This is a genomic window from Neisseria montereyensis, assembly GCF_024834045.1.
Lineage (GTDB): Bacteria > Pseudomonadota > Gammaproteobacteria > Burkholderiales > Neisseriaceae > Neisseria > Neisseria montereyensis.
Map to the genome: position 1 here is coordinate 12,181 of NZ_JANUXW010000002.1, position 19,374 is coordinate 31,554.

The 19,374-nt window shown below is 44.1% G+C and carries 17 protein-coding genes and 1 tRNA gene; 14 read left to right on the forward strand and 4 right to left on the reverse strand.

Annotated features, from left to right (window positions below; all coding sequences use genetic code 11):
• Nucleotides 1-165 precede the first annotated feature (165 nt).
• The 4 genes from NXS09_RS02365 (at nt 166) to NXS09_RS02380 (ending at nt 5,627) form a co-directional block, all read left to right on the forward strand.
• Nucleotides 166-1,557: a chloride channel protein gene (locus tag NXS09_RS02365; RefSeq protein ID WP_259290967.1), complete on the forward strand. Its 1,392-nt coding sequence runs from the start codon at nt 166-168 to the stop codon at nt 1,555-1,557.
• Nucleotides 1,558-2,778, forward strand: a complete 1,221-nt coding sequence (gene argJ / locus NXS09_RS02370; protein WP_259290968.1) for a bifunctional glutamate N-acetyltransferase/amino-acid acetyltransferase ArgJ — start codon at nt 1,558-1,560, stop codon at nt 2,776-2,778.
• 894 nt (nt 2,779-3,672) lie between these two features.
• Nucleotides 3,673-4,164: a MarR family winged helix-turn-helix transcriptional regulator gene (locus tag NXS09_RS02375; RefSeq protein ID WP_151052710.1), complete on the forward strand. Its 492-nt coding sequence runs from the start codon at nt 3,673-3,675 to the stop codon at nt 4,162-4,164.
• 50 nt (nt 4,165-4,214) lie between these two features.
• A complete protein-coding gene (locus NXS09_RS02380; protein WP_259290969.1) occupies nt 4,215-5,627 on the forward strand; it encodes an efflux transporter outer membrane subunit in 1,413 nt (470 codons plus the stop codon).
• 49 nt (nt 5,628-5,676) lie between these two features.
• On the opposite strand, the gene rsmI is transcribed toward NXS09_RS02380, so the two are convergent.
• Nucleotides 5,677-6,546 (reverse strand): 16S rRNA (cytidine(1402)-2'-O)-methyltransferase, encoded by an 870-nt coding sequence (rsmI, locus tag NXS09_RS02385; RefSeq protein WP_259291305.1) that lies wholly within the window; start codon nt 6,544-6,546, stop codon nt 5,677-5,679.
• 50 nt (nt 6,547-6,596) lie between these two features.
• Here rsmI and NXS09_RS02390 point away from each other — a divergent pair, with 50 nt between their 5' ends.
• From NXS09_RS02390 to NXS09_RS02420, 7 genes are all read left to right on the forward strand, one after another.
• Nucleotides 6,597-6,944 (forward strand): YraN family protein, encoded by a 348-nt coding sequence (locus NXS09_RS02390; protein ID WP_259290970.1) that lies wholly within the window; start codon nt 6,597-6,599, stop codon nt 6,942-6,944.
• Between the two features lie 3 nt (nt 6,945-6,947).
• Entirely contained in the window at nt 6,948-7,541 is a 594-nt protein-coding gene (locus NXS09_RS02395) for a phosphoheptose isomerase (protein ID WP_259290971.1), read from the forward strand.
• An 84-nt stretch (nt 7,542-7,625) separates the two neighbouring features.
• Nucleotides 7,626-8,243, forward strand: a complete 618-nt coding sequence (locus NXS09_RS02400; protein WP_259290972.1) for a BON domain-containing protein — start codon at nt 7,626-7,628, stop codon at nt 8,241-8,243.
• Nucleotides 8,244-8,338: 95 nt separating this feature from the next.
• Complete coding sequence (locus NXS09_RS02405) at nt 8,339-9,046, forward strand: hypothetical protein (RefSeq protein WP_259290973.1); 708 nt, start codon at nt 8,339-8,341, stop codon at nt 9,044-9,046.
• A gap of 73 nt (nt 9,047-9,119) precedes the next feature.
• Nucleotides 9,120-9,920: a type I methionyl aminopeptidase gene (gene map / locus NXS09_RS02410; RefSeq protein WP_353617882.1), complete on the forward strand. Its 801-nt coding sequence runs from the start codon at nt 9,120-9,122 to the stop codon at nt 9,918-9,920.
• Between the two features lie 279 nt (nt 9,921-10,199).
• On the forward strand, nt 10,200-10,496 hold the full coding sequence (locus NXS09_RS02415) for a helix-turn-helix domain-containing protein (RefSeq protein ID WP_054599660.1): 297 nt from the start codon (nt 10,200-10,202) through the stop codon (nt 10,494-10,496).
• Nucleotides 10,497-10,756: 260 nt separating this feature from the next.
• Entirely contained in the window at nt 10,757-13,582 is a 2,826-nt protein-coding gene (locus tag NXS09_RS02420) for a valine--tRNA ligase (RefSeq protein ID WP_259290975.1), read from the forward strand.
• A gap of 265 nt (nt 13,583-13,847) precedes the next feature.
• Here NXS09_RS02420 and NXS09_RS02425 read toward each other — a convergent pair.
• Nucleotides 13,848-13,923 (reverse strand) — tRNA-Arg (locus NXS09_RS02425).
• A 430-nt stretch (nt 13,924-14,353) separates the two neighbouring features.
• Between NXS09_RS02425 and NXS09_RS02430 the strand changes: the two genes are divergently transcribed.
• On the forward strand, nt 14,354-15,154 hold the full coding sequence (locus NXS09_RS02430) for a c-type cytochrome (protein WP_259290976.1): 801 nt from the start codon (nt 14,354-14,356) through the stop codon (nt 15,152-15,154).
• Nucleotides 15,155-15,210: 56 nt separating this feature from the next.
• Here the strand turns inward: NXS09_RS02430 and NXS09_RS02435 are convergent, their stop codons facing one another.
• Together NXS09_RS02435 and NXS09_RS02440 are read right to left on the reverse strand one after the other, a co-directional pair.
• Nucleotides 15,211-16,644: an NAD-dependent succinate-semialdehyde dehydrogenase gene (locus tag NXS09_RS02435; RefSeq protein ID WP_259290977.1), complete on the reverse strand. Its 1,434-nt coding sequence runs from the start codon at nt 16,642-16,644 to the stop codon at nt 15,211-15,213.
• A gap of 357 nt (nt 16,645-17,001) precedes the next feature.
• On the reverse strand, nt 17,002-17,670 hold the full coding sequence (locus NXS09_RS02440) for an isochorismatase family protein (protein WP_259290978.1): 669 nt from the start codon (nt 17,668-17,670) through the stop codon (nt 17,002-17,004).
• A 444-nt stretch (nt 17,671-18,114) separates the two neighbouring features.
• Here NXS09_RS02440 and NXS09_RS02445 point away from each other — a divergent pair, with 444 nt between their 5' ends.
• Both NXS09_RS02445 and NXS09_RS02450 read left to right on the forward strand, forming a co-directional pair.
• Nucleotides 18,115-18,462 carry a helix-turn-helix domain-containing protein gene (locus NXS09_RS02445; protein ID WP_259290979.1) on the forward strand — a complete coding sequence of 116 codons (348 nt, stop codon included), beginning with the start codon at nt 18,115-18,117 and terminating at the stop codon, nt 18,460-18,462.
• Between the two features lie 26 nt (nt 18,463-18,488).
• Nucleotides 18,489-19,262 carry an IS3 family transposase gene (locus tag NXS09_RS02450; RefSeq protein ID WP_259291306.1) on the forward strand — a complete coding sequence of 258 codons (774 nt, stop codon included), beginning with the start codon at nt 18,489-18,491 and terminating at the stop codon, nt 19,260-19,262.
• Nucleotides 19,263-19,374: the final 112 nt, after the last annotated feature.

The window sequence follows — 19,374 nt, forward strand, 5'->3', positions numbered from 1 at the left end:
TTTAATATATAAGATTTTGTGTAAGACATGTATAAATCTTTTTTGAAAAGTTGCAAACGGTAAAGCAAAGCAGATTATAATAAAGCGATTGCATTGAAAGGAATACGGACTCTCTATTTTCTAAAGAAGGCTGTTTGAAAACTATATGGCACAGGTTATTTTTCTATGAATGTCTTTTTATCTATTCGTTTTCATAAATTCAAACGTAAAATTCTACACAAACTCAAACAAACACAGCGGCTTTCAAAAAAGACACTGGCTTTCACTTTTTTATTGGTTGGAGCGGCATTTGTTGCACTGGTATCGTTGGCTTTTGCAGAGGCTGCCGATTGGGCATTAGAGGAAAATGCGCGATTGGTTCAGGAGTATCCGTGGTTTGCATGGGTTGCGTTGCCATTAGGTCTGCCTTTGATTGTTTGGCTGACCCGACGTTTTGCGCCTTATACGTCAGGCAGTGGCATTCCACAAGTATTAGCCTCGTTGTCATTGCCTTACGGGGCACAAAAAATACGACCGATTGTGTTTGTACAGACCATATTGAAAATCCCACTCACCTTTTTAGGTATGCTTGTCGGTGCATCTATCGGACGCGAAGGGCCCTCTGTACAGGTTGGTGCCGCGGTAATGGCTGCGTGGGGTGCGTGGTGCAAAAAGCATAATTTGGCTTTTAAGGGTATGCAGGAAAATGATTTGATTGCCGCAGGTGCGGCGGGGGGCTTAGCGGCCGCATTTAATGCGCCGCTTGCAGGAGTGGTATTTGCGATTGAAGAACTGGGACGGGGTGTGTTGTTACGTTGGGAGCGGCAGATTTTTATCGGCGTATTGGCAGCAGGTTTTATTCAGGTTGCCATACAGGGTAATAACCCTTACTTTTCAGGTTTCCACGGTATCGAATTAGATGATATGTTGGTTTGGGTATTGGTTTGCGGCTTAGTTTGCGGTTTAGCCGGTGGGTTGTTTGCCCGTTTGCTGTATAAGGGGGCGACATCTGTAGTACCCGAAAAGTATAGAGGATGGGTTCGTCGGCATCCTATTTTATTGGCGGGTCTGATCGGTATTATATTGGCGGCTTTAGGTACGTTTTATCAAGGGCAGACGTTTGGTACGGGTTATCAGGAAGCATCGGAAGCCCTACGCCGTTTATATGATGCGCCACAAGGTGTCGCCATAGCCAAATGGGCGGCAACCATTTTATCTTATTGGGCGGGTGTTCCGGGTGGAATTTTTACTCCGTCTTTAGCTGTTGGTGCTATGCTTGGACAGCATATGGCTGATTTTGCCGATCTGCAAACCGGTGTGAACGTAGTTGTGTTAATTTGTATGGCCGCTTTTCTTGCGGCTGCGACACAAGCGCCATTAACCTCAAGTGTGGTGGTCATGGAAATGACAGGAGGGCAGAATTTGTTGTTTTGGCTGTTGATTGGTGCTATTTTTGCATCTCAGGTATCACGGCAGTTTTCACCCAAACCGTTTTATCATGCTGCAGGTGCGCGTTTCAGGCATCGTGTTCAGGAAGAACATGCAGCTAAACAGGCGGAAACAAAGGAGAGTTCATAAATGGCAGTTAATTTAACAGAGAAAAAAGCGGAAGACTTATTGATTATCGATGGTGTTCAGGTTTTTGTAGGCCAAGCCGGTATTAAGAAAAATGAACATAATGATTTAACCTTGATTGTGTTGAATCATAACAATACAACAGGCGCCGTATTCACACAAAACCGATTTTGTGCTGCTCCGGTTTATCTTGCCAAAGAACATTTGTTTGATGAAAACGGTGTGCGTGCATTGGTGGTTAATACCGGGAATGCCAATGCCGGCACGGGGGCGGAAGGCCGTTCGCGTGCGCTGACTATTTGTGAGGCTGTCGCAAAACAGGTTGGTTGCAAATCAACTCAAGTATTGCCGTTTTCTACCGGTGTGATTCTTGAACCGTTACCTCATGAGAAAATCCTTACTGCATTGCCTAAGGTTAAACCTGTTCACTGGAATGAAGCGGCCCGTGCCATTATGACAACCGATACCGTGCCTAAAGCAGCCAGCCGCGAGGGTAAAGTGGGAAAAAATCATACCGTGCGCGCTACGGGTATTGCTAAAGGCTCCGGCATGATTCACCCTAATATGGCGACCATGTTGGGTTTTATTGTGTGTGATGCTCATGTTTCTCAGCCGGTTTTACAGTTAATGACACAAGAAATTGCTGATATGTCGTTTAACTGCATTACGGTCGATGGCGATACCAGTACTAATGACAGTTTTGTGATCGTTGCGACAGGAAAATCCGGACAGAGTGAAATTGATAATATTGTCGACCCGCGTTATGACGAATTAAAGAGTCTGCTTGGCGAATTGGCTTTGGAGTTGGCGCAAGCGATTGTGCGCGACGGTGAAGGTGCTACTAAATTTATTTCTATTATGGTAGAAAATGCCGTTGATAAAAATGAAGCGAAAAAAGTTGCTTATGCTATTGCGCACTCACCATTGGTAAAAACGGCTTTCTTTGCTTCGGATCCTAATTTAGGACGGTTGCTGGCAGCCATAGGTTATTCCGGATTGGATAACTTTGATACCGATAAAGTAAGGTTGTGGCTGGGGGATACTTTGGTGGCGGAAAACGGAGGAAGGGCGGAAAGTTATACGGAAGAAATGGGCCAGGCAGTAATGAATCAGCCAGAGATTACCGTTCGCGTCGATTTACAACGTGGTAAGCATAAGGCAACGGTTTATACTTGTGATTTATCACATGAGTATGTGTCTATTAATGCCGATTATCGGAGTTGATGCTTGTGGTATTTGTGGTGCGATAGATTTTGGTTGGAATTAGGCACTAAGTATTTTTGTTATAACGACTGATTAATTGGCCGGTACGGGTTATTTTGCAAATCCGACACTGTTTACTGTTGTTTTAAACGGTAAACAGTGTCGGATTTTATTTAAATTGTTATTTTCAGACGGCCTGATTTAGGGAAGTTAAATATATTTCTGTTGATTAGGAATAGATATATTGGATTTATGTTGGTTATTGTTTGTGTGAAATGACGGTATAGAAATGACGGTATAGGAAGAGAAGTTTATTGGCGTGCAAACATATCCAAACGGATATGGTAACGGCAGGGGTATAAGATTTTATTGTTTTGGAATATGAATCCGCTAGAAAATCGACAGTGGTTTTTATGTGATTTCATTATATCTGGAAAGTAAGTTATTTGATTGTTGTGGAAAAAATAACTTTATATTATTTTTAATTAGCATGCATTATGCGTAAAGATATGTTGTGTACCCGAACTATATTGCAAAGTACACACTCTAAAAATACCAGTTCGAATGAGATGGATGACGTTGTATAAAAAGTCCGATGGTATATTCGATAATCGAGGCTATGTTGGCTTAGATAAAAAATGATAATCGGTTATTTTTTTTCTTAAAAGGCTGTTTTTTATCATTTTATATTAAATGTTAGACCGCCTGTTAGAAGAGTAAACCGATTGTCTGTTTTTTGAGAAATTATATACGAATATATTAAAATGACTATATCGGAATGAGTTTTAACCGTTTTTAAGGGCAAAATTATTTTGCTGTTTTATTAAGTAAAATGGCAGTAGATGCTTATATTTGTGTAATGATATGTAAAGCATGTACTGCTGAATGACTAATCATCACTGAGAAGAGAATACAATGAGTTTTTCACAAGCCGAATTGGTTAATGCACTGCGCTTACTGTCAGGTCGTTTACCTGAATTTTCCGAACAGCAAACCCAGGCAGGTAGATTGTTGCGTGTTGTTACAGAACGTTTGAGCAGCCATCTGAATGAAAGCTTGAAAGAGTTTGGGATTAATGAAAATCTATGGTTCGCCATGATGGCTGTTTATGTTAGCCCAAATAGCGAAATTCTGCCTTCACGTTTGAGTGATTTAATGGACTTAACGCGCACCAGTGCCACCCGTCTTTCTGACGAGATGGTAGAACGCGGTTGGGTTGAGCGTCATATCAATCAACAAGACCGCCGCCAAATCGTGTTAAAATTAACCCCTGAGGGTGAAGCCTTTATTCAAAAAATCTGGCCGCAAATTTCCAGTAAGAGTGGGGAGGCGTGGGAAGATTTTACCAATGAGGATTATGCCCAGCTTCAACATTTGTTGAGTAAACTTTTAGCCAAACTGGGTTAATGGTTCAATAGTGTTGTGCTGAGGCTTTAACGCAAGCGGACACTGATTTTATGAAATTTGATGCTATCGTACGCAGTTTGGCAGTGACAGGTTTGGTTTTTGTTACTGCTTGTGCACCGTTTGGCAAACAGACGCCGTTGGAGTATCCAACGGCGTATTTGCTGCCCGAGGGTCATTCTACTCGGGAAATTCAAGGTGCTTGGTGGACAAGTTTAAAAGATGCCAAGCTGAATACACTGGTTGCACAGGCATTACAAAACGCCCCGAACTTGAGAATAATCAAAGCCCGTTTTGAACAGGCGCAAGCTCAGTTGGGCGTAGTGCAGGCATCGGGGAAAACACAAGTCGGTTTGTCTGTACAAGGTGTCGGTACATACGTTACCCCCAAACCGTCTGCACCGCAATTCGATACCAATCACCTTCTTCTACTGGCCAATATGGCGGTGGAAGGAAGTTGGTCTTTCGATTTTTGGGGAAAAAATCAAGCACGCATTCAATCTGCGTTAGGTCGTCGTCGGGCGATTGCTTATGAGGCTATTCAGGCGCGTTTGGAGGTGGCACACGCCGTTGCGGTTCAATATTTTGTTTGGCAGGCATTAGAGGCACGATTGCAATTGGTTGAACAACGGATTGAGCTTGTTGCAGCCAATGAAAAGTTATTGGAACAACGGGTTCGTGCCAATATTTTGGCACCTTCTGCACTTTATCAGGCGGAATCTGCCAAACAGCAGTTGGATATGGAAAAATTACAATTGTCTCGTCAGATTCAACAGGTGCGCCATAGTTTGGCAACTGCTATCGGTAGAAGCCCTAATGAATTGGATAATTGGAAGCCTTCCGCTCAAAAAGATGCGCCGGTATTGGCGGTGAATAAGATTCGTGCCGATTTATTGTCACGACGGCCGGATATTGCCGCACAAAAAGCATTGTTACAGGCAAGTGAGCAGGATATTCGTGAGGCAAAAGCCGAGTTTTACCCGAATATCGAATTGAGGGTGTTGGCAGGCCTCAGCCATATTGATGCTTTTGATATCGTGAGAGGAAAAAATTCCGGTGCTTTGACCGTGTTGCCGGCGATACACTTGCCGTTGTTTACATCGGGGGCTTTGCAATCAAATTTAGCCGTTCGTAATAGCCAATTTAACGAGCAAGTGGCTGTTTATGATCAGACTGTGTTAAATGCCATGCGCTCGGCTGCAGATGCGGTGTCGGCATATCAAAGCTTGCGTAAACAAGTAGATTTGCAACAGCGAATGATTCGTACGGCTGAAAAATCGGAAGCGGCATCAGCCCGCCGTATGCGTGCAGGGTTGGAAAATGGTATTGATTCTTTGCGTAAGCAGGATGAAACCTTGCAATATCAGATTCAGCTCGTGCAAGGGCGAGCCGATTTATTGGCGGCGTGGAGTAATCTGCATATGCAGCTTGGTGGTGGATTCAATAGGAGAGTGAAAAGCAGATAATATTTCAGACGGCCTGTATTAAGCAGGCCGTCTGAAATATATAGGGTTGTTATTTCCATGTTAATGCCAAATCGTACAATGCTTTTTTGCTTTCCCCTGTAATTTTTGCCGCTAATCCTGCCGCTTGTTTGGTAGGTAGTTCTTCCGATAGGATTTTCATAATATGTTGTGCCGTTTCCGGTAAATTGGCATGTTTTTCCGGCAGGGCGGGATGTAACACCAAAACCATTTCGCCGCGGGTTTGATTGGTGTCGTTTTGTAATATTGTCTGAATTTCGGTGATTGTACCGCTTAAGAAGGTTTCAAATGTTTTTGAAATTTCCCTGGCTAACATCAGTTCCCGCTCAGGATAAAGGGCAGCCATATCGGCCAATGTTGCTGAAATACGGTGAGGTGTCTCAAACATAACGGTTGCGCAATAATTGTTTGCCCACGTTGCGAGCAGCTTGCGGCGTTCACCCGGTTTGGCGGGCAGAAAGCCGTGAAAATAGAAATTCGGTTCGGTAATGCCGGCTACGCTTAAGGCGCCTATAACGGCGCTTGCACCAACGATAGGGCTGACTTTAAAGCCTGCCGACTTTACCCGTTCGGTCAGCTTGGCACCGGGATCGCAAACCGCCGGAGTGCCGGCATCGGAAACTTGAGCGACAATCAGGCCGTCTGAAAGCGCATCAATAATTTTTCCCGCCATATTTTGTTCGTTATGTTCGCGGACACTCACCAATTTTGCTTGTATGCCGTATGCACTCAGCAATTGCGCGGTAACACGGGTGTCTTCGGCGCAAATGATGTCGGCACGTTGTAGCACTGCCAACGCATGCAGGGTAATATCGGCCAAATTGCCGATGGGTGTGGCAACAACGTATAATGTTTGCGTTGCAATGCTGTCGAGTGCTTTTTGATAGTGTTTTTGCATCATCATAATAAACAGGCCGTCTGAAAACTTTCATTATAACGGGGATAAACAAAATGCGTTTGAATCATCGACAAGGCGTGGCCGGAGAAGATGCCGCATGGTCGTTTTTAAAAGCACAAGGTTGTGTACTGGTTAAGCGTAATTGGCACTGCCCGTTTGGTGAAATTGACTTAATAGTTAAAAACGGTAATATGATAGTATTTGTTGAAGTAAAATACCGTAACAATCGCCGTTTCGGTGGGGCTGCATACAGCATTACGCCGGCCAAACTGATGAAACTTCGGAAAAGCGCGGAACATTATCTGCAAAAGCATGGTCTGAGTCACGCGCCGTGCCGCTTAGATGCCGTATTCATTGAAGGAAACGAAGCACCTAAGTGGGTGCAAAATATTACAGGTTGAAATATGACTGCTTTACAAGAGCGCGTAGCCGCCCATTTTGCCCAAAGTATCGAGGCTAAACAACAGGCTGTTGATGTTTTGAAAGAGCCGACGGCTGAGGCTGCCAAGTTGATGCTGCAGTGTTTGATGGCTGATGGGAAAATATTGGCTTGTGGCAACGGCGGTTCTGCTGCCGATGCGCAACATTTTGCGGCGGAAATGACCGGACGCTTTGAAAAAGAAAGAATGGAATTGGCCGCCGTTGCCCTCACTACGGATACTTCCGCACTAACCGCCATTGGTAATGACTACGGATTTGATCATGTGTTTAGCAAGCAGGTTCGTGCTTTGGGTCGGGCAGGTGATATTTTAATCGGCATTTCTACATCGGGAAATTCTGCCAATGTGTTGGAGGCTATTAAAGCGGCGCACGAGCGTGATATGAACGTGATTGCGCTTACCGGCAGGGATGGTGGAAAAATTGCTGCGGCTTTGAAAGATAACGATATTCTTTTAAACGTACCGCACCAGCGTACTGCCCGTATTCAAGAAATCCATATTCTTCTAATACATGCATTGTGTGATTGTATTGACACGATGTTGTTCGAAGGTATGTGAGATACGAACAGATTAATTTGTTTTCAGACGGCTTAATTATCTATAAAAGGCCGTCTGAAAGCCATTAGAAAAGGATACTTATTAATGAATATTAAACCTTACATTCGTCCGCTGGTTGTTGCTACGGTAACTTCCGTTTTGTTGAGTGGTTGTGTCGGGGCTGTTTTAGGTGGCGCCGCAGTTGGCGGTGCATCTGCTATTGACCGCCGTACCACCGGTACACAGGCAGATGATAATCTGATGGAAGTGCGTATTAAAAATACAGCGATGAGTTATTTGCGTCAAAATGCAACAACGACAAACGGGGTTGAACCGACTTTATCTGTAGTCAGCTATAACCGTCATGTGTTATTGCTTGGGCAGGTGGCTACCGAAGGTGAGAAAGCCTTTGTCGAGCAGGTGGCACGTTCCGAATCTGCGGCTCAAGAGGTTTATAACTACATTACCGTTACTTCCCAGCCGCGTACATTCGGTAACGTGAGTGCCGATACTTGGAATACTTCAAAAGTACGGACGACATTGCTCGGTATTCAAGGCGTTATTCCTAGTAGGGTTAAAATCGTTACTTATGATGGTACCACTTATGTGATGGGCATTCTCACTCCTGCCGAACAGGCTGCGGTAACTGAAAAAGTCAGCACAACATCGGGTGTGCAAAGAGTGGTGACACTTTACCAAACCTATACCCCTCGACAACCATAAGTCATCTGTTTTACCAATGGGATTGGTCAGAAAACAGGATTTTTAAAGACTCAATAAGGCCGTCTGAAACATTCGGACGGTTTACAGAGAAACCAATGAAAACAAATCGATCCACCGGAAGCAGCAAACAAAGGTTTCTTTTAAAACCCAAGCATTTGCTGGCCGCTTTATTTGCCATCGCCGTCGTTGCTGTCGGTGGCGTGGTTCTCGGCATTATGCATACTTCTACACAAACACAAGCAGAAGAGGAATCGGCATCGGCAAGCGATAATGCTGCGAGTCGGGTTGAAGTGTGGGCGCCGCAGGGTGCTTCCGTGCCGGCAGGAGTTTCAACAGAAATGGTGGATTCCATATCCGATAGCAATCAAGAAGCGGTAGCACAGGCTTCCGAATCGGATAGTGTAAACCGTGAAAATACAGAAACGGTTGAAGCTAAGGTTGAGAATGGAGTAACTGAAAAACCCGTTATTCGTCATACGCCGCGAAGAAATGCAACCAGAGAGCGTCAAAGGGCAGAAAGTGTAGTAGAAAAAACGGAACAGGAGCAAGGCGCTGCTACGGTCACCGGAAAGCAGGCTGTTGAAGCCCAACGTGGGGGAAATATAGACTCAGGTATCGGCTCGGCGAAACCGACGAGATCTGAGCCTTCTTCGTCTCAGAATAAAAATACGGCTACTGCGGCAGAAACACCTCCTGCACCACCGGCACAACAAGATCGCCCGATAGTGAAAACACCCCAAGCTTCACCACCGCAACCGGTCGGATCGAATGAATCGAGGCCGATTACCGATAATCTGTTTTAAAAACAAGATTTGTGTACTTAATATAAAATAATGACTCAGACGGCCTTTCGGGTCATACCGATAGGCCGTCTGAATCCATCAAGAAAAGGAAAAAGTCATGGCTGTTGTGATTAAAACGCCGGAAGAAATTGAAAAAATGCGCGAATTAGGCAGATTGGCTGCCGAAGCACTCGATTATATCGGGCAATTTGTGAAGCCCGGAGTGACCACAAACGAACTGGATAAATTGATTTATGAGTATCATACGGAAGTTCAGGGCGGTTATCCGGCACCGTTACATTATGGCAACCCACCTTTTCCGAAATCGTGCTGTACCTCGGTCAATCATGTTATCTGTCACGGCATTCCCAATGATAAACCATTGAAAAACGGCGATATTATTAATATTGATGTTACCATCAAAAAAGATGGCTTTCATGGTGATTCCAGCCGTATGTTTGCCGTAGGGCAAATCAGTCCGCAGGCCAAGCGCCTGATCGATGTGACCCATGCCAGCATGATGGCGGGTATTGAAGTGGTTAAACCGGGAGCAACATTGGGCGATGTCGGATATGCCTGCCAGCAGGTTGCAGAAAATGCCGGTTATTCAGTGGTACAAGAATTTTGCGGGCACGGTATAGGCAGGGGTTTTCATGAAGACCCTCAGGTTTTGCATTATGGTAAAAAAGGACAGGGTTTGGTTTTGAAGCCCGGTATGATTTTTACAATTGAGCCGATGATTAACCAAGGTAAACGTCATTTACGAATTTTGGCAGACGGATGGACGGTCGTAACCAAAGACCGCTCTTTATCCGCCCAATGGGAACATGAGGTTTTAGTGACCGAAATAGGCCATGAAATTCTAACAATTAGCCCGCAAACAGGTAAACCTTGATTTTTTTACGTTTTTTTATGTAAATTATTTTAGGTTAGAATCTTTACTTTAAAAAATAACTATTTGTTTTTTAATTAAAATATAAATAAAGATATACGTTTATCGCTTTTTTCGACCGCTTGATATTAAAAAAAATTAAACTTATCCTAAATTCATTGTCTAAGCATTTATACTTATTTGAATATAATATTCTTACTTTGGGTATATTTATTTTCGGTATTATATTCGGGTAGGTGGTTTGACAGATTTAAGCTTTAACAGAAAAAAGAAGGAAATTTCATGAAGTCGTTCGAGAAAATTGAAAATATCCGCGATATCCGTAAAAAACTCGGCTTAAACCAAATGGACTTTTGGAGTCGTATAGGTGTTACCCAATCAGGCGGTTCCCGCTATGAGTCAGGCCGAAATATGCCGAAACCCGTGCGCGAGCTACTTCGTTTGGTACACATCGAAAAAATTGATTTGGCCAAAGTAAACCGTGATGACCTCGCGATTGCTTCGTTGCTGAAGAGCCGTCAGCCGGACTTATACGCTTCTTTGAAAAAGGAAGCAAAAGCCGAAGCGAAAAACAAATGAGCCGAGACCCGACAACTGCCCGTTAGCTAATAACGGGCAGTTTTATTTTATATAAATGTGTTTAAAGCAAAAAAAGAATGATGAAACGCTTTTTATAAAGTTTTTCCAAGTAATAAAGAGGAAGCGTGGCAGATAGATTTTGAGGTGTTTTTATCTCAAAGTTTTTAGGCCGTCTGAAAAGCCTTTTAATAGGTTTCAGACGGCCTTTTGCGTTATAATCTTTCGATTCAATATTATTTCCAGTTAAATCGAATATTACCATGTTAAATAAATACCAACCTGCCGAAATTGAAGCCAAACATTATCAAAATTGGGAAGAAAAAGGCTATTTTCAGCCTAATATGTCTTCGGATAAATCATTTGCCATCCAACTGCCGCCGCCTAATGTAACCGGTACGTTGCACATGGGGCATGCCTTTAATCAAACGATTATGGACGGCCTTACCCGCTATTACCGTATGAAAGGCTACAATACCTGCTGGATTCCCGGCACCGACCATGCCGGCATTGCCACTCAAATTGTTGTAGAGCGCCAACTTGCCGAACAAGGTATTTCCCGACATGATTTAGGGCGGGAAGCTTTTTTAGAAAAAGTATGGCAATGGAAAAATGTTTCCGGTGGCACCATTACGCAGCAAATGCGCCGCATGGGGTGCTCGGCGGATTGGTCACGTGAATATTTTACGATGGATAAAGTTCGTGCCGAAGTGGTAACGGAAGTATTCGTTCGTTTGTTTGAACAAGGTTTGATTTATCGCGGTAAACGATTGGTTAACTGGGATCCGGTATTGGGTACGGCGGTTTCTGATTTGGAAGTGGAAAGTGTTGAAGAACAAGGTTCTATGTGGCATATCCGTTATCCGTTAACAGATGGCTCCGGTAGTTTGACCGTTGCGACAACCCGCCCTGAAACCCTGTTAGGCGATGTGGCCGTTGCCGTGCATCCGGATGACGAACGCTATCAAGCGTTAATTGGTAAAACCGTTGCATTGCCCCTTTCAGGGCGTGAAATTCCGATTATTGTCGATGAGTATGTTGAAAAAGATTTTGGTACGGGTTGCGTGAAAATTACGCCAGCACACGATTTTAACGACTATGAAGTGGGTAAACGCCACGATACTGTTTTAATCAATGTATTGGATTTAGAAGCCAAAATTCTAGCCAATGCTGAAGTATTCAATTTTAAAGGGGAAGAACAACAGGGCTTTGCATTGCCCGAACAATATGCCGGATTAGATCGTTTTGCCGCCCGTAAACAAATGGTAGCCGATTTGGAAGCGCAGGGTTTATTGGTGGAAGTGAAGCCACATACCTTGATGACGCCGAAGGGGGATCGTACCGGTAGCGTAATCGAACCGATGTTGACCAGCCAATGGTTTGTGGCCATGAGTGCGCAGCCTAACGGCGGCGAACCGGAAAGCGAATTTAAAGGCATGAGCTTGGCACAAAAGGCCAAGTATGCCGTTGACTCCGGCCAAGTTAAATTTATTCCTGAAAACTGGGTGAACACCTATAACCAGTGGATGAACAATATCCAAGACTGGTGTATTTCCCGCCAATTGTGGTGGGGGCATCAAATCCCGGCTTGGTATGATGCGGAAGGGAAGGTTTATGTGGCACGCAATCAGGCCGAAGCGGAAAAATTGGCGGGTACTGATGGACTAACCCGCGATGAAGATGTATTGGATACTTGGTTTTCATCTGCACTGGTACCGTTTTCTACTTTAGGATGGCCGTCTGAAACTCCTGATTTGAAAGCGTTCCTGCCTTCTTCGGTATTGGTTACCGGTTATGAAATTATCTTCTTCTGGGTGGCACGCATGATTATGATGACGACCCATTTCACCGGTAAAGTGCCCTTTAAAGATGTTTATATTCACGGCATGGTACGCGATCATGAAGGCAAAAAGATGTCTAAATCAGAGGGCAATGTTATTGACCCGGTTGACTTAATTGACGGTATTGATCTGGAAAGTTTGTTGGTAAAACGAACCACTGGACTGCGTCGTCCGGAAAAAGCGCCGCAAGTGAAAAAAGCTACGGAAAAGCTGTTTCCGGAGGGCATTCCTGTTTTCGGTACCGATGCTTTGCGTTTTACTATGGCCAGCTATGCCAGCTTGGGACGCAGCATTAACTTCGATTTCAAACGTGCCGAAGGTTACCGTAATTTCTGCAATAAATTGTGGAATGCAACCAATTTCGTGTTAATGAATACCGAAGAACAAGATTGCGGGCAAGATGAAACCCAGCCTTTGGCCTATACCTTTGTCGACCAATGGATTATCGGCCGTCTGCAACAAGTGGAAGCAGCCGTGGCGGAGGCGTTTGATACCTATCGTTTTGACTTGGCAGCGCAAACACTGTATGAATTTGTGTGGAACGAATATTGCGATTGGTATATTGAATTGGCCAAAGTCCAATTGCAAACCGGTTGCCCGACAACGCAACGCACCACTCGCCGCACCTTGGTTCGTGTATTAGAAGTTATCTTGCGGATTCTGCATCCGATTATGCCGTTTATCACTGAAGAGTTATGGCAAGTCGTTGCCCCGTTGGCCAATGCCAAACACACGGAAAGTATTATGATGGCCGATTGGCCGCAAGCCGATAACGAGAAAATCGTACCGACTGCTTTTGAAAAAATGGCAGCGTTGCAAGATTTAATCGGAGCAGTGCGTAATTTGCGTGGCGAAATGGGGTTGGCGCCCAGTGTGAAAGCACCGTTATTTATTGAAGGCGGCAACAGTGTAGAAGACTTGTTGAAATATCTGCCGATGATGGCACGCCTAACCGAAGCCAAGCTGGTGGATAAGCTGCCTGAAAGTGAAGATGCGCCGGTAGCCGTTTGCCAAAATGCCCGTTTGATGCTGAAAGTGGAAGTCGATAAAGCGGCGGAAACAGCCCGCTTGACTAAAGAGGCGGAAAAACTACAAAAAAATATTGATAAATTAACGGCAAAACTGAGTAAGCCCGGATATACTGAAAAAGCACCGGCTCATTTGGTTGAAAAAGACCAAACAGAGTTGGCGGATTTGCAGGATAAGATGGCTAAAGTGCAAACTCAGTTGGCTAAATATAAAGACTAATTATCAGTGATAGCCTATGTAAAACAGCAGGTTGATATATTTTGATAACAAAATATGTTTACTTGCTGTTTTGGCTATTTTTAATTTTTTTGAGTAGTATCGTGTTATAGATAAGGTAAAACAGCACGATACCGGCTAATTTATTTTGTGATGGGCTTTGTATGGTTGCGATGTTTTCATATTGTAGGGAACATGGCAGTATCGGAGAGAGTCTAAAAAAATTGAGCGGTTCCCAATAAAAATAGGAGCCGCCCTCAAAATAGTTTGGCGCACCCAACAGGGATCGAACCTGTGACCTCCAGCTTCGGAAACTGACGCTCTTCCAACTGAGCTATGGGTGCGGAAAAGACGTAAGATTAGCGCAAAAATATAAAATTGGCAAAATTATTTGTGTGATTGTTTGTCGGGTATTACGATTAACTGGTATTAAAAAGACTAAAAATACGTCGGCATGGTAGTGAAAATATTTAAATATTTTACTGTTTTGTCAGGGCGTTTGAATAAATAAGAAAGTTTGGAGTCTTTTAAATTGCGTAGAGTAGAGGGCAACCACCCTGAAAATATTTGAACAGATGATTTTTATTGTGGTGGTGAGGACGATATATTTGGTATATCCGCACTTTATTTGAGCAAAGTTAAACTTAAAGATTGGAAAGCTGCCGTTAATTCAGTATAATCCAGCAAAATATTGTTAATCCGAATTAACAAAATTAAAAAAATATATAACTCCCTATTCGTCACAACCCACCAAAAACGGCGAGGCCATATCAAATGAATTCATTGAGCAACCATAAAGCCAGAGGCTCTGCACTCACCACCCTATTGGGCGGTATCGTTATTTTGATTGCGGTATTGTTTTTCTTAGTAAAATTAGCAGGTAGTAATTATTACAGCACTGTTGAGGAAACCACCCAATCTGCAACCGAAACCCGTATTATGCCGGCTGGTAATATTACAATGGGAGATGGTACGCCTATAGGTCAACGTACAGGGGAGCAGATTTTCAATAAGGTATGTATTCAATGCCATGCAGCGGACAGTGCCGTTCCTAATGCCCCTAAAGTTACCCATAATGATCAATGGGGTCCGCGTATCGCCCAAGGTCTTGATACATTGTTTGATCATGCTTTAAATGGCTTTAATGCCATGCCGGCTAAGGGTGGCCAAGCTGATTTGACGGATGATGAATTGAAACGTGCCATTGCTTATATGGCTAACCAATCTGGTGGTAGCTTGGTTGCTCCTGAAGTGAATGCCGATGCATCCGGTGAGGAAGATGCTTCTGCCACTCCTGTATCAGAAGCAGACGGCCAAAAAGTTTTTGAAAGTATCTGTATGGCTTGTCATGGCGCATCTTCTGCAATTCCACTGTCACCTAAAATCACGCATAACGACGAATGGGCACCGCGTATTCAAAAGGGTAAGGAAGTTTTATTTACACATGCGCTTGAAGGCTTTAATGGTCCTGACGGTGGCGTAATGCCGGCCAAAGGTGGTAATTTAGGACTGAGTGATGATGAAGTGCGGGCCGCCGTTACCTATATGGTGAATCAATCAGGTGGTAATTTTTAATCTGAGTGTATTGATAAAAAAGCGTACTGTTGAAAGTACGCTTTTTTATTGGCTGTTTAGCTGATATCCGAGCATAAATATTTGAGTTCTACATACTCTTCTATGCCGTATTTGCTGCCTTCGCGCCCCAGACCGCTCATTTTGATGCCGCCAAATGGTGCCACTTCATTACTAATCAGCCCCACATTGATGCCGACCATGCCATATTCCAAAGCTTCGGATACACGCCATTGGCGTGCTGTATCCCTAGTAAACAGATAAGAAGCCAGACCGTATTCGGTGTCATTGGCTTGGGCAATGGCTTCGCTTTCGGTTTCAAAGCGGAATAGCGGGCATACCGGGCCGAATGTTTCCTCACGGGCTATCCGCATATCAGAAGTCATATGGCTTAAGACAGTAGGTTCGAAGAAAGTGCCGCCTAACGAACTTCTTTTACCACCGGTTAGACAACGCGCCCCTTTACCGAGCGCATCGCTAATATGTTCTTCTACTTTAGCAACAGCTTTTTCATCAATCAGCGGGCCGATTTGTGTCTCTTCATTTAAGCCGTTACCCAATTTCAGACGGCCTGTTTCTTCAGTGATACGGCGACAGAATTCATCATATATTCCGGCTTGGACATAAACACGGTTACTACAAACGCAGGTTTGGCCACCATTACGGAATTTGCTTTGCATCACACCTTGAACGGCTTTATCCATATCGGCATCGTCAAACACAATAGCAGGTGCATTTCCGCCTAATTCCAAACTGATTTTTTTAATCTGGTTGGCGCTACTGCCATAAATTTTGATGCCGACTTCAGTTGAACCGGTAAAGCTGATTTTCCGGACAATCGGATTTTGAGTGAAGGTATCGCTGATTTCTTGTGCATTGCCACAGACAATGGTGAATAATTCACGGGGAATGCCTGCTTCATAAGCCAATACCGCGTGTGCATAAGCGCTTAATGGGGTTTGTGAGGCGGGTTTGACAATCATGGCGCATCCCGCAGCTAGAGCCGGTGCGGCTTTGCGGGTAATCATTGAGGCAGGAAAGTTCCAAGGAGTAATAGCAGCGGTGACACCGACAGGCTGCTTAATGACCATCAACTTTTGGGTATTTTTCAAGCCGGTTAGAATATCACCGTCGATACGGCGGGCTTCTTCTGCAAACCATCTGATAAAGCTGGCGGCGTAGTCAATTTCACCACGCGACTCGGTGAGGCTTTTACCTTGCTCCATCGTCATAATGCGGGCAAGGTTTTCTTTGTTTTCTTTTAGAAGACGGTACCATTCCCATAATATATCGGCACGCTCAAGTGCCGTTTTCGTAGCCCATTTCTGCTGGGCAGGTTGGGCTTGTTCGATGAGCTGGGTTACCTCTTGGGCAGAGGAACGTTTGACGTGGGCAATTGTATCGCCTGTTGCCGGATTTTTAACCGATAGGCCGTCTGAAATAGGAGTGAATTGTACATCGGGGTGATTTAATAATTGTTCGATAGACTTCATAGCAGAACCTTTCTAAATTTGGGTATGAGGTAGGTTGCTTTAATAAATAGAAAAACCATATTGTGCCATTTAGTATATTTGTTACGAGCCGACTGCTTCAAGGGCTATGGATGTTATATTTTGTTTGTATTTTTTGTTTCTTAGACAGTAGGGGAAAACCAGTAGCTGAGCTATTGAATAATGGTAGTGGGGTAGTAGAACTTTTGTCGTATATTCTAGGAGGGGAATGTTTTGTCTGAACGAAAAAGAGGCCGTCTGAAAACGGCCTTGAAGAACTCTTACAGATGGGAGTGTCTGTGAAGAGATTTTTAATATTTAACTGAAAAATCATTTAAAAGCAAGCAATTATCCTTTGGTTTAAGAAGCTTGAGACATTAAACGGGTCGCACCGGCAGCAATGGCGGCAGGCAAGTCGTCAGTATCAAAAACTACGGTTATACCGGCTTGTCGTAATAAAGAAACCGTTTTCAGCGTTGCTTCGGGCGTGTAACCACGGCAGGCAGAAAGGTTAACGATAATATGCCAGTTGTCGTTATACCAACCTAGATGCAAAGCGGTTTCCAATACGGCGTGCTCGGTAGCCAAACCGCCGAGAATGATGGTATCGGCTTGCTGGGTATGCAGCCATTCTATTAAACCGGTACTGTGCTTTTCTTTTGCATCATGAAAACAGGCGCTACCGGTTTCTTCGCCGTCAACCTCGATAGCATGATCATAGTCTGCACCACAAGGCAGGCCTTTGAGCATATGCTTGCCACGGCAAGATTCTGCTTGAATGGCGAAATGGGTTTCACGGCTAAACGTGAAGCTACTGCGCAATAAGTTATCTGTACCAGCGCATAAACTTGCACATAATGTATCTTTCGGGTTAGATACATTTTCCACCAATACCCGCTTATGAGCCAAACGTGCTTGACGGTTCAACTCCGGCACAATGCTTTCCGGTTGATGAACGCATTGTTGATCGTTCGCGGCAAAGCAGGAAAAGCGGCATTGTGGTTGAAGGTCGATAGCAATAATAGTCATGATAAAAGGCCCCTTTAAGTGTTACTTTCCATAATGTGTGCAGATAAACGGAAATTTTTTTAGATATTCGGCTTATTTTTAGATATTCGGTATATTATCAAGATAAACGTATTTTCTCCAGTAATTATTTTTAACCATTCATATAATTTACTTTAAAAATATTTATCAGGTTACTAAGTAATATACCAGATATTCGGTATTTATTTGGAATATTTGAATTACATATATGATTTTAATATGTTTTTATTTTTACGGAATGATAAATAGAAACAATGGCAGGCTAGTTTGATTTTGTTGTTTTTATGTATAAGGTAGTGGAAGAGGATATTTGAGAATATAAATATTCCTTAAGCATTCTTCTGATAGGTTGCATGAATGTATTGGTTTTTGAACTGCACCCCAAAAGTTGGACACCCCTCCAACCCATTAAGGTGCAGTTTTCTTATGAGCAAATATACATTAGAATTTAAATACCAAGCCGTACAATATTATCAGCGCGTACGCAGCCAGCAACGTACCGCCGATCACTTTAATATTTCCCGTACCCATTTACGCCGTTGGATAGCCGCATACAACCAAGGCGGCATCCGCGCACTGGAGCATCCGCAGGCCATTATGACCATCAAACGTAAAAACCCCTTTATCGTCGACAAACCCGACCACGAAAAAACACAAGCGGAACTGATCGAAGAGTTGCGCTATATGCGGGCGGAGAATGACTATCTAAAGGAATTAAAAGCCCTCAGGCAGAAAGAAGCGGCCGCCAAAAAAGCGAAGCCGTCCAAGCGCTGAGGGCAAAACATCCGCTTAAATACCTGCTGCATAGCGCCGCTCTGCCCAAAAGCAGCTTTTATTACCACCACGGCCGCCCCGATCCGGACGAACAGGACAAAGCCGCCGTTGCCGAAGTTTATGCCCGCCATCAAGGGCGTTACGGATACAGGCGGATTGCCGCCACTTTGTCATGGAATAAGAAAAAGGTTGCCCGTTTGATGAAACTGTTGCAATTGAAAGCCAAAGTGCGTCCGAAAAAAGCCTACCATCACCCGGCAATGGGCGAACCGTCGGATAATCTTCTGAACCGCCGCTTTGATGCGCAAAAACGCAATGAGAAATGGCTGACGGATGCCACCGAATTCAAGTGCAGCAATGGCAAACTGTATCTGTCACCGATATTGGATGTATTTAACCGCGAAATCGTCGCTTACTCGATGAGCCGCCGCCCGAACAGCGAGATGGTGGAAAGCATGCTGAATGATGCGGTTTGTAAGCTGACAAAGGCAGATAAAGTGCTGCTGCATTCCGATCAGGGTGTGCTGTACCGTACGGAAGCCTACCGCCGTACGTTGGCGGAACACGGCATAGTGAAAAGTATGTCGCGTAAAGGCAATTGTTGGGATAATGCCCCGATGGAAAGCTTCTTTGCGATACTGAAGACGGAATGCTTTTATCAGGAAGGCAGACTTTCGACAACAGAGCTGATGCAGACAATAGACGACTATATACGATACTACAATCATGACAGATGTAGTTTGAAATTGAAAAAGCTGAGTCCCGTAGCATACAGAACCCAGCTCGAAAAGGCAGCCTGAAAAGGCTTTTATGTTTGTCCAAGATTTGGGGGGCAGATCATTTTTCAGACGGCCTTATTAATAGCAAATAATTTTATGCTGTGTTCATTATATGTAAAGAAATGTGCACATT